This is a genomic window from Arcticibacter tournemirensis, assembly GCF_006716645.1.
GTDB lineage: Bacteria > Bacteroidota > Bacteroidia > Sphingobacteriales > Sphingobacteriaceae > Arcticibacter > Arcticibacter tournemirensis.
The window spans coordinates 2,094,381-2,106,389 of the sequence record NZ_VFPL01000001.1; the positions used below are offsets into that span (position 1 = coordinate 2,094,381).

Annotated in this window: 6 protein-coding genes; all 6 read left to right on the forward strand. The window is 44.6% G+C overall.

Features of this window, described 5'->3' with window-relative positions:
* Positions 1-77 precede the first annotated feature (77 nt).
* The 6 genes from BDE36_RS08870 (at position 78) to BDE36_RS08895 (ending at position 11,966) form a co-directional block, all read left to right on the forward strand.
* On the forward strand, positions 78-1,181 hold the full coding sequence (locus BDE36_RS08870; protein WP_128771147.1) for a glycoside hydrolase family 88/105 protein: 1,104 nt from the start codon (positions 78-80) through the stop codon (positions 1,179-1,181).
* Between the two features lie 127 nt (positions 1,182-1,308).
* Positions 1,309-4,062, forward strand: coding sequence for an MGH1-like glycoside hydrolase domain-containing protein (locus BDE36_RS08875; protein ID WP_141814581.1), 2,754 nt, complete (start codon positions 1,309-1,311; stop codon positions 4,060-4,062).
* Positions 4,063-4,249: 187 nt separating this feature from the next.
* Positions 4,250-4,816: a sigma-70 family RNA polymerase sigma factor gene (locus BDE36_RS08880; protein WP_141814582.1), complete on the forward strand. Its 567-nt coding sequence runs from the start codon at positions 4,250-4,252 to the stop codon at positions 4,814-4,816.
* A gap of 136 nt (positions 4,817-4,952) precedes the next feature.
* Positions 4,953-6,167: a FecR domain-containing protein gene (locus BDE36_RS08885; RefSeq protein WP_141814583.1), complete on the forward strand. Its 1,215-nt coding sequence runs from the start codon at positions 4,953-4,955 to the stop codon at positions 6,165-6,167.
* Positions 6,168-6,353: 186 nt separating this feature from the next.
* On the forward strand, positions 6,354-9,923 hold the full coding sequence (locus BDE36_RS08890; RefSeq protein WP_202618175.1) for a SusC/RagA family TonB-linked outer membrane protein: 3,570 nt from the start codon (positions 6,354-6,356) through the stop codon (positions 9,921-9,923).
* A gap of 18 nt (positions 9,924-9,941) precedes the next feature.
* Positions 9,942-11,966: a RagB/SusD family nutrient uptake outer membrane protein gene (locus BDE36_RS08895; RefSeq protein WP_141814584.1), complete on the forward strand. Its 2,025-nt coding sequence runs from the start codon at positions 9,942-9,944 to the stop codon at positions 11,964-11,966.
* The last annotated feature ends 43 nt before the right edge of the window (positions 11,967-12,009 follow it).

The following is a 12,009-nucleotide window of genomic DNA, read 5'->3' on the forward strand; positions in this document are numbered from 1 at the left end:
CTGATTGGTTTCGCCAACGACCATGAACGAAACGGAAACTTATATCATAACACACTTCATAGTTAAAATTTATCATTATGCATAAGAGATTATTTGTATTGCTGCTTCTTTTTCCCTTCCAGTTCTTATTTGCTCAGAATAATAGTCTGACAGATTTTCCTAAAGGATTTACGCCCCAGGAGGTTGGTAAGCGTTTAGCATATCGGTTTTTAGAGGGGAAACATATGCTCCATGCAGGAAAATGGATCAGTTATCCCGAAACATTTAACTGGAACGGCGCTCTTAAGTTTGGAGCGATAACCAAAGACAAAAAACTGATAACATCGCTGCAAGATCGCTTCGAACCGTTGTTTACAACAGAAAAAGCACTATTGCCGATTATGAACCATGTTGATTTGAACATGTTTGGAAGCTTGCCTCTCGAACTCTATCAAGTGACTAAAGAGAAAAGATATCTGGAATTGGGCTTACCTTATGCCGATACCCAATGGATCGTTCCTGAAAATGCGAGCGCACAGCAAAAATCCTGGGCAGAGAAAGGTTACACCTGGCAAACACGCCTATGGATCGACGATATGTATATGATCACCATAGTACAAACTCAGGCATATAAAGTAACCAAAGACCGGAAATATATCGACCGGGCTGCGAAAGAAATGGTGATGTACCTTGACGAGCTGCAACGACCGAATGGCCTTTTCTATCATGCTCCTGATGTTCCGTTTTATTGGGGACGCGGCAATGGATGGATGGCTGCCGGTATGACGGAGCTGCTGCGTAATCTACCTAAAGACAATAAAGATCGTCCGCGTATTATGAAGGGCTATCTAACGATGATGGAAAGCCTGAAAAAGTATCAGACAGCCGGCGGTATGTGGAACCAGTTAATTGACGAGCCGGAATGCTGGGCAGAAACATCCGGATCGGCAATGTTTACCTATGCGCTCATAACAGGTGTAAAAAAGGGATGGCTGGATAAAAATGAATATGCGCCGGTTGCCAGGAAAGCATGGATGGCTTTGATACCCTATATCAATGAGAAAGGTGACGTAACCGAGGTTTGCGTGGGGACTAATAAAAAGAACGACAAACAGTATTACTATGATCGCCCGCGACACATAGGCGACTACCACGGACAGGCGCCTTATTTGTGGTGCACTTTTGCTCTTTTGGAGAAGTAAAGACATGTTAAATAATTGATTGCGGATTTAGAATATCTTTGCCTGCAGGCCAGGATACCTGATATTAGCAAGGCAAGACAATACTCTGCCCCGGATAATTCTTAAATTGTCCGGGGCTTTTATAATTATGAAACGAAGACACACCGTTCTGCTTTCTGTTTTTTTGGGGATGCAAGTTCTTTATGCACAAGATAAACGCATAAGGAGTATACAATTCAAAGAGCTGGAGAATACTCATGATATTAGCACCGGCAAATGGGGGCCGTATTCAAAACAGTATGCCGGTATATCGCATATCCCTGAAGTTAGTACAGGTATTCGGTTCGATTTTTCTGTTGTGCCGGGGTATTACCGAAACAAAATAGTCGTACCCAATGTGCTTTTTGAATCAGGTTACTTTCCATGGGACTTTTCTTCTGATATGACCGCCTTCACCTACCGGTATGAGCTGGAATGGAAAGACAAGACGTATGTTGATGTTCGTTACAAGATACTGGATAGTGCGACGGTATTGGCATCCATGAAATGTGTGAATGCAACATCAATGCCCCAGAATATCACTTTAAACCTCATGGCCTGGCAGGCGTATCCTGATATTTTTCCGGCTCAATCATTAAATTATCCTCAGGGTAGTAAGTGGATAAATGCAGCAGATTACCAATCTGTTGGGTACAAGAAAAAGAGTCCGAAGGACAATCTCGTAACGGACGGCCTGATGAGAGGCGAAATAAGAGATGCTGCTTATATTGATGGCTCAGCAATCAGGTTAGGTGAATACGCAGGGGATAAGGGGACTTACAAGTTAAATTTTAAGAACCTGGGGGAGAGTGGAAAACTATCCCTCGTTTACAGGCTGAGGGAGAATAAAACCTGTGCTCTGACAATCTCCGGGATCGTAAATGAGAGCATCCTTCTGAACGGAACAGGAGCACTGGCAATAACAGACCTGAAGGCTGTCTTACCCCGGGATCTAAACGGCAATCTTACAATAGAAGTGACGCTGGGTGCTGCACTTGAGTTGAACGGAATGCTCTTGTCGGCCGGGAAAAGTGCGGTGAACCTGGTTGATAATAAAAGAGGAGATTATCCGCAGATTATTTCAAATCCCAAAGAAAAGAACGCGATCCTAAAGTATAAGGACAATGCGGCTTATTATGGTCTTGCCTGGGACAGCAAGGATTTCACGGTGAGAGAAGTTAGAAATGATGAACTCGACCTGTATTTCCGGAAACTGGTGCATAATCATGTTGACAGTATCCTCAATGGAAATAACAAAGGACATTATTTTAACGTGTTTATCAGACCGGTAGAGCTTGCGCCAAACTCTGAACGAACGGTCTACAGCTTGATTTGTACCGGATCTCTTGATCAGGTAAGAGGGCGGCTGAACCAGTTTAAGTCTATTTTAGCAGAATCGGTTGAAGTTGGTGATCCGATTGTGACTACAGATGAGCGAAGCCAGGTTCTGCCGGAAGGCAAAAAGTATGAATTCAGCCAGAGGTTGTTGAAATCTACCGTATTATCAAACGTGGTGTATCCTATTTATACTCAAAGACAGTATATACGGCATTTCACGCCAGGGAAATGGTGGAACAGTCTCTATACATGGGATTCCGGTTTTATTGCCATCGGCTTAAATGAGATAAATCCTCAGTTGGCAGCAGACTGTATAAACACGTATACCACTCCTGTAGGAAGTCAGTCAGCGTTCATTCACCATGGTTCACCGGTGCCGGTCCAGATGTATGCCTTTATGGATCTTTGGAACAAAAGTCAGTCAAAAGATTTGCTGCAATATTTTTATCCACGTTTAAAGCAGTACTATCAATTCCTGGCGGGCCATTCAGGCAGTTCTTCAACGGCAGTTCTACGTTCAGGTCTTTTGAAAACCTGGGATTATTTTTATAACTCCGGGGGATGGGACGATTACCCTGCGCAGGTGGGAGTGCACCGGCAGAGAGCAGAGAAATACATAACTCCCGTTATCTCTACCGCGCAATGTATCAGGACGGCGAAAATATTGAGATTAGCGGCGATAGCATCAGGGAACGAAAATGATGTTGTTACCTATGACAAGGATATAAGGAAATTCAGTAATTCATTGCAACGTTTTTCGTGGAATACGAAAAGCGGTTATTTCAGCTACGTGCGTCACGATGAAGAGGGGCGTCCTCAAGGCCCCTTTAACTATACCGACGGACAGGATTACAATATGGGTTTGGATGGAGCATATCCTCTTTTGGCGGGCATTTGTACAGGCGAGCAGGAGGATATTTTAATAGAAAAACTTTTTTCAGAGCGTCATCTGACGACTCCTTCCGGTATTGGTGTAGTCGACCAGTCTGCGCCATATTATCAATCAGACGGTTATTGGAATGGCTCCGTATGGATGCCGCATCAATGGTTTATGTGGAAAACCATGCTTGACCTGGGCCATCCGGATCTTGCCTTTAAGATTGCATCTAAGGGTCTGGAAGTGTATGCGAAGGAAACGGATGAGTCGTACTATACCTTTGAACACTTTTTTGCGAAAACAGGAAGAGGTGCAGGATGGCATCAGTTTTCGGGGCTTTCTACACCTGTTTTGTCATGGTTCTCTGCTTATTATAAACCAGGAACCGTTACAGCCGGTTTCGAAGTATGGATAGATTCGCAGAAGATGAGCCGGAATAACTCTGCTTATGAGGCTTTTATCGTTTTCGATAAAGCCACCCCGGCGCATAAGCGTTCTGTCGTTGCTTGTATGGATCCTTCAAAGACTTATAAAGCGACATTTTCAGGAAAATCAGTTGAAATCAAAACCCGTTATCCGGGACTGATAGAAATTATACTTCCTGCGTCAAATGAAGAAGGGACACTGATGATAGAGCCGGTAACTTAACAACTTTAAGGTTCTGAAATATTGAGACAAATTGATGAAAGAATGAATAAATTTAATTACCCTTATTACTTTACTTTGATTTTTATCAGAATGTTTTGATATTAAAGAATAAAACGAAAGACCGTAATTTTCAACGATCAATTATTTTTTCGACATTCGATAGATAGGTACTGGAACCAGTTGATCTATGTCTCCTCATTTTACAGTAAATATCAATCAGTTTAATACAGGTGATCGAAAGGCATTTGATGGGGTTTATCGTTATTACTCCAGGGCTCTGCAACATTTCGCCTTTTCGTACGTGCATGACTGGGGCGTGGCTGAGGAAATTGCCAGCGATAGTATGCTTAAATTGTGGAGGAATCGGGAACGTATTACCACAGCGCTGCAGATCAAGGCCTTTCTATATATCGCTACGCGTAACGCCTGCATCGACAATATCCGTAGCAGCAGCAAACTACCGACAGCTAAACTTTCCGAGGATATAAAAGATCTCTTTAAGGAGGAACCAGAGGTGTACAACCGCATTCTCTATATAGAGTTGCTGCAACAAATCGAGGACGTCGTGGAGAAACTGCCATCCAGCCAGCAAGCCGTGTTCCGTAAAAGCGTTATTGAAGGCAAAACTACCCATGAAATTGTGAGTGAAACTGGAATGACCGAGTCATCTGTCTTCGTCCAGAAGTCAAAGGCACTAACTACTCTAAGACGACTTTTGAAGAACAGTTTTTTATTCCTGTTGTGGGTTTCCTGACTGTGGTATCTTCCTGGTATATACCTGCTTGTAGCTAAGTCACTTGCTCAAACTGAAAAAAGATTAAATTTTTGGTAAGGTTAGCACGCTGCGTCCGTATCTATGGTGTTTGTTATCCCGATGGGTTAAGGTAAAAATGGAACGGATCAGTCAACTACTATATAAACATCTTGAAGGTACACTCAGTGAAGCTGAGCGTACAGAACTAAATGATTGGGCAGCCGCCAATCCTGCTAACAGGAAGCTGCTGGATCGCGTAAATAATAATGAAGTGCTCGAGGCTGATATCGACGACTGGTATGCTATACCGAGGCGCACTGTTGCCGACGATCCACGGCTGGATGCGGCTATCCTCCAATACGAAACTGCCAAAAATCAACCACGCGTCCGTCAGCTGGTAAGGCGTATACTTCCTTATGCAGCAGCAGTATTCGTCATGTTGTTAGCTGGAATGTGGTACGTATCAGAGCAACGACAAACTAGCCGGGAGCATGAAATCGCTGCAACTGATATCCGTTCCGGCGGGAATAAAGCCACACTCACCCTGTCTGATGGGAGAAAGATTGATTTAAGCAGTGAACAATCAGAAATTATCGTAAAAGATGAGAGTGTTACTTACGGTGACGGATCTTCTCTTACCGTGATACCGGATAAGTCCAAAGACCGGTCGGACGTTTCGCTGCTGCAACTCACTACACCGAAAGGGGGAACATATCAGTTGATATTGCCGGATGGTTCCAGGGTATGGCTCAATACCGGTTCTACAATTAAATATCCCGCCAGGTTTATCAGCACAGAACGAACTGTCGAGATTAGCGGAGAAGCTTATTTTGATATAGAGGAAGATAGCAAACGACCATTCAAAGTACTTAGCCCAGGCCAGGAGGTATTGGTGTTAGGCACCAAATTCAATGTTTCTGCTTATCCCGATGACCCTGATACAAAGACCACCCTTGTAGATGGGAAAGTCCTTTTATCGTTGCCAAAAGGATCAGGAGAAGGTTTTCCCGCATCGGGTAAGTCAATCTTACTTGCGCCTGGCGAGCAGGCGTCGTTGAGTAAGGGCCACATCACCAAATCAAAAGTGGATGTTTCTCAATTTACTGCCTGGAAGGAAGGCTTTTTCTATTTCAACAAGCTACCTGTAACAACAGCCATCACACAATTAGCCAGATGGTACAATCTTGATGTGGTTTATCAGGAAAAATTACCTGAATCTAATGTATACGCCTATATCGATCGGGATAAACCATTGAGTGCTGTTTTAAAAGCACTCGAATTAAGCCGGTTGAAGTTTAAAATTGTCCAGCAAGGAGAGCGAAAGCAGTTGATCGTTCTGGGCGAACAATAAACCAATATAAACGCTAAAGAAGGAGGAAAAATGAGATTATAGAAATTACAAATCATAGTTTTATCCAGCCAAAAACGGATGATGCTGGAGACATCACCCGTTAATCTTGTCTGGAGTTGACATCCGGCGGGATATTCAATAGCTGTCGGAAAACCAATTTTCTAACCATCCAAACATGACAAATATATGATTTTTACACAACGTGTAACGGGCTATTACTGGTCCTTTAAATCCCGGTTATTACTTATCACAAAATTAGCGGTTCTCTTAACTATTACCTTTTCCTGGCCGGCGGTAGCTATAAGCAAAGCGCAAACCATTACGTTGAATGTCAGAAACATTACGCTTCGGGAAGTGTTGCAGGAGATTCAGAAACAACAGGGGTATTCCTTTTTGTTTCGTGGAGATAAAATTGCGGAGACGCGCATTACTGCCAGGTTGAAACAGGTGAATTTTGCCGACGCAATGAACACATTACTGGACCAACATGGACTTACGTGGTCATTGAACGACGGTATTATTGCAATTATGAGCAAGCCTTCGAGGCCCGCCCAGCAAGCTTCATTATTTCAACAACATATTATAACGGGTACTGTGACCGACGCCAAAACAGGTGAGGTGCTCGTTGGCGTCGCCGTAAAGGTTCAAAACACACCTACGGGAACCAGTACGGATGTGAATGGAGCTTTTAAACTGCAGGTATCGCCAAATGCGGTGCTGAATGTGTCGTATATTGGTTACGAATCGCAAACCATCACGGTGGGTGACAGAACTACATTCCAGATTAAACTCATCCAAAGCAACAACTCTCTGGAAGAAGTAGTCGTCGTTGGATATGGAACAATGAAAAAGAAAGATCTTACCGGTTCCATTGTTCAAGTCCGTCCAGACAATATCGCAAACGAAAATCCAAAGACCGTTCAGGACATCCTGCGCGGTACTCCGGGTTTGCAGGTAGGCTATAGCGCTTCGGCAAAGGGCGGAGGTACAATGCAAATCCGGGGTCAGCGTTCTGTATATACTGAGGGGGGGCATAACGACCCGTTACTCATCCTCGACGGGATGCAGTTCTACGGCGAGTTATCCGAAATTAATCCCGACGATATCGAGCAGATTGATGTGCTGAAAGATGCTTCAGCAGCTGCCGTTTACGGCTCGAAGGCAGCCAGCGGGGTAGTGCTCATCACCACCAAAAAGGGGAAACAGGGCAAACCCGTTATCAATATGACTATGAATATCGGCGGCACGGAAGAAAGTGACTACCGGGAAAGGTTTAGCACTGACGCCTATTTACGACACCGCGAGGACTGGTATACGAAGAACTCCTATGGCGTAAACCCGCAAACAGGCGCTTATGAGGCTTATCAAACAGGCGTTTTCGCCAGTCAGCCCGGTTATTTTACGCGGCCAGATCAGTTACCGTCAACTATTTCTATTGAGGATTGGCGGGGGTATACTACTAATGATGCCGATGAATCTGATTTAAGCATCTGGGCCCAGCGATTAGGTTTTACAGGCAATGCGCTACAGAACTTACTTTCAGGAAAGACCGTTGACTGGGCAAAACAGACCTATAGAATGGGCCTCAATCAGGACTATAATGCCAGTGTAAGCGGGGCAAGCGACAAAGTAAACTATTACCTGTCTGTGGGCTATTTAAAGAATCAGGGTGCCCTCATAAGTGATGAATACCAGGCCGTGCGCTCCAATATGAAAGTGGATGCTAAAGTAACCGACTGGTTCGAGCTTGGAGCCAACGTAAACTTCCAGAACCGGTCGGACGGAGCCATTGACGTTGATTTGGATTACCAGCTTCGCAACAGCCCGTATGCCGACTATGCTGATGAGGCTGGCAACCCCGTACAGTATCCCTTGAGTTCAGAATACAGTCAGCGGGGCTATAATTATGATTTTCAGAAACAATATCTCGAATTGGAAAAGGGCTATACTGTGCTGAACACTATTTTTAATGCCAAAGTAAAGCTGCCCTATAATATTAACTATTCGTTCAACGCCTCACCCCGCTATCAATTCTTCTTCGACCGTTATTTTATGTCGGCAGATTTGCCTGGCTCCGATCCCGCGTCGCGTGGCGCGAACAGAGAGCAGGCAAAACGTTTCGACTGGTCGTATAACAATACCATCAATTGGGATTACACTTTCGGCGGTAAGCATCACCTAAACCTCACGCTTGTGCAGGAAGCCGAGGAACGGCAGTTCTGGAAGGACCGCATAGAAGCCCGCAAAATTTTACCATCCGACGCATTGGGATTCCATAACACTAAGAATGCTACCAAGGAAAACAGTACGTTCATGAGTGAAGATACGCACCAGACTGCAGACGCCCTCCTGGCCCGTTTATTTTATTCCTACGACAACCGGTATATGCTTACCACGTCCATTCGCAGAGACGGGTATTCTGCTTTCGGCACCTCCAACCCGTACGCTACTTTTCCTTCCGTAGCAGTGGCATGGTCGTTTTCGAACGAAAAGTTCTTCAAATGGAGCAATATCATGAGTACTGGTAAATTGCGTGTATCCTACGGTAAAAATGGTAACCGGTCGCTGGCCAACCCGAATCTGGCGCTTTCCAATCTTTATGAAGGGGGAGGGAAAATGCAGGGCTACCTCAACTCTTCCGGAGAGTTGGCCTTATACCGCTATTTAATGGCCGACAGATTAGCAAACCCTCATCTTCAATGGGAAAAAACGGCGTCATGGAATTTTGGACTTGACTTCGGCTTCCTCAACGACCGTATATCAGGTTCCCTGGATTATTATGACATGAGGACTCATGACATGATCATGAACGAGCGCCTGCCCGGTTTCACAGGATTTGATGATATTACCACCAATTTAGGACGGGTCGACAATAACGGTATTGAACTATCATTAAAAACCCTTAATATCAGAAAGGACAAGTTCCAGTGGTCGACTTCGGTCGGGTTATCATACAATAAGAACACCATAAAGCATCTTTACTACGAGAATGAGGACATTTTAGACGCACAGGGAAATGTAACAGGCAGTAAGGAAATGGACGATGTGAAAAACGGTTGGTTTATTGGAAAGTCAATCAACACAATATGGGATTACCGCGTTACCGGGATCTGGCAGGCTAATGAGGTCGAAGAAGCGAAAGAATATGGTCAGGTACCCGGCGATCCGAAAGTAGCGAATAACTATACTGCAGACGATGTGGTAAAAGCCGATGGTTCTGTTACCCATGTGTATAACGACAAGGACAAAGAATTCCTTGGACAAACTACGCCGCCTTTTCATTGGTCATTACGCAACGAGTTTGTGTTTTGGAAAGATCTCAGCCTTTCGTTCAATATCTACTCTTATATGGGGCACAAAAGCTTAGCAGGCGCCTACCTTAACAATGACGACGATGGAGGACGTATGACCTACGCTTTACAAAATGTAACTGCAAAAGAATACTGGACTCCCGATAATCCCACCAACGACTATGGACGCATTGAAGCCAAAGGGCCTACCGGCGCCACTGGAGTGCAAAAATTGTATGACCGTTCATTCATTCGGTTTGATAACCTTTCTGTCGGATATACATTGCCCAAAATGTGGACTTCAAAATGGAAATTAGATCGTGTTAAACTTTATGGCACCGTACGGAATGTTGCTGTTTGGACAAAAGACTGGGAATACGGCGACCCTGAGACCAACCCGGCCTTTGATCAGGGCGGTGGTCTTGCCACACGTGTTTATACATTGGGATTAAACTTAACTTTTTAGCCTTTAATAGCAACGAATATGAAAAAGATAACTCAAAAATTGCATCGTATATCTATATGCTTTGCGTTGATTATGGGTAGCACAGTGCTGTTTAACAGTTGCTCCAAAGATTTCCTGACACCCGACCCGCTTTCGGTATACGAACCTGCAGCTACTTTCACCAACGAAGCCGGTTTGATGTCGGTATTAGCAATAGCCGATCGTCAGCTCAAACAATATTATGCGACTGACCATAACGAAATGCTGACCTTAGGAACTGAATATATCTTTTCCGACTTAATGGTAGCCAGCGCAACCGATAAGGGTAGTATGCTTTGTGATGTTGCCAATATGCTCACGCCTACCAGTGATGACGGAACTACTACAAATGATCTGGGCAGAACCAACAGTATCTGGCACTTTTGGCAGGAAACTTATAATGGTATTGCAAATGCAAACACGATTCTCAGTTATGTCGATAAAGTGGAGGGACTGGATGAGACCACGCGCAATGCCTATAAGGGCAGAGCTTATTTTCATCGCGCCTTCCGCTATATGGCTCTGGTATTTCAGTATGGTGATGTTCCGCTTGTTTCCAAGCTATTGGAAGTGCCTAAACAAAACTACCGCAGTACGAAGCGCGACGCTATCCTGCAAATGGTTACCAAAGATATGGAGTTTGCAGTGCAATGGGTGCCCGATCAAAAAAACATGAGCCTTACAGGCATGGTTAATAAGGGTGCTTGCCGTATGTTGCTTACCAAATGCTATCTTGCTTTAGGTGAATATGCAAAGGCCAAAGAGCAAACCGATATATTGATTTCTCAATCAGGCTATTCGCTTATGCTCGATAACTTCGGCACATTTAACGACGGTGGCGAACCACAAACATGGAAGATCACCCGCAATGTGATCTGGGATTTACATCGTGCCGAAAACAAACTTATTGCCGCCAACCACGAGGTTATCATGGGTATACCTAACCGCGGCGCTGAAGCAGAATCGTTCATCAAGATGCTTACGATGCGTGTTTTGTATCCCTTTGTTTTCGACAGCAGGATCAAGACAACCGACGGGAAACAAGCACTGTTAAATCTCAGACGCAATGATGCTAATTACAATGCAAGTTACGACTATATGCGGGCATTCGGGCGCGGCATCGCCACGTTTAGGCCCACTTATTTCAGCACCAATACACTATGGCGTATAAATGGTGTAATGGACGCAACCGACTTACGCCATAGCTCGGAGACAGGCAACTGGGTGCGTATGGAAGATTACCGTGTTAATAATAAGGCATCCACACAGTTTGGGAAACCGCTCACACTTTTCAATCCGACCAACGGCGCCTTGTTGTGCAGCGACACTATCCGTCGTTGGTTTGATGTGCCTCATTACAAATTCTTCCTTGACGACCCAGTAAATGAAGCGAACATAAGCGGCTCTGATGGTAACAGGGGCGCAACCAACGGAGGCAATGCCGACTGGTATCTCTACCGTTTGGCTGAGGCCTATCTCCTCAGGGCGGAAGCTAAGTTTTACATAAATCCAAATGATCCTACCATTAAAGACGACCTCAATGCATTAAGACAAAGGGCAAAATGCACTCAGCTATATCAAGGTAGTGTTACCATCGGCGACATCATGAACGAACGCGCCCGTGAGTTGTATTGGGAAGAATGGCGCAACGTAGAACTGAAGCGCGTTTCGTTATGCCTTGCCCGTAGCGGACGGCCCGATGAGTGGGGCAATATGTACACCCTCGAGAACTTCGACAAACAGAGCGGCACTGATGCAGGAGGCGGAAGCTATTGGTATCAGCGTATCGTACATTACAGTTTGTATAATAAAGGGCCTATTCAGATTAACGCCACAGGTAACAGCAACCCTAATTATACTATGGACAAAAAGAATATGTATTGGCCAATTCCTTATGCTGCAATTACAGCGAACAAGAGAGGACAACTTAGTCAAAATTATGGCTACGATGGTTATAACCCGGCAACTCCAAAATGGGATAATTGGGAAGATGCTGTAGCGGACGAGGATAAGACAGGAGACTGATTTTTATTGTTTTTACCCGTTTCAGGTGATCTGGATTTAAGGA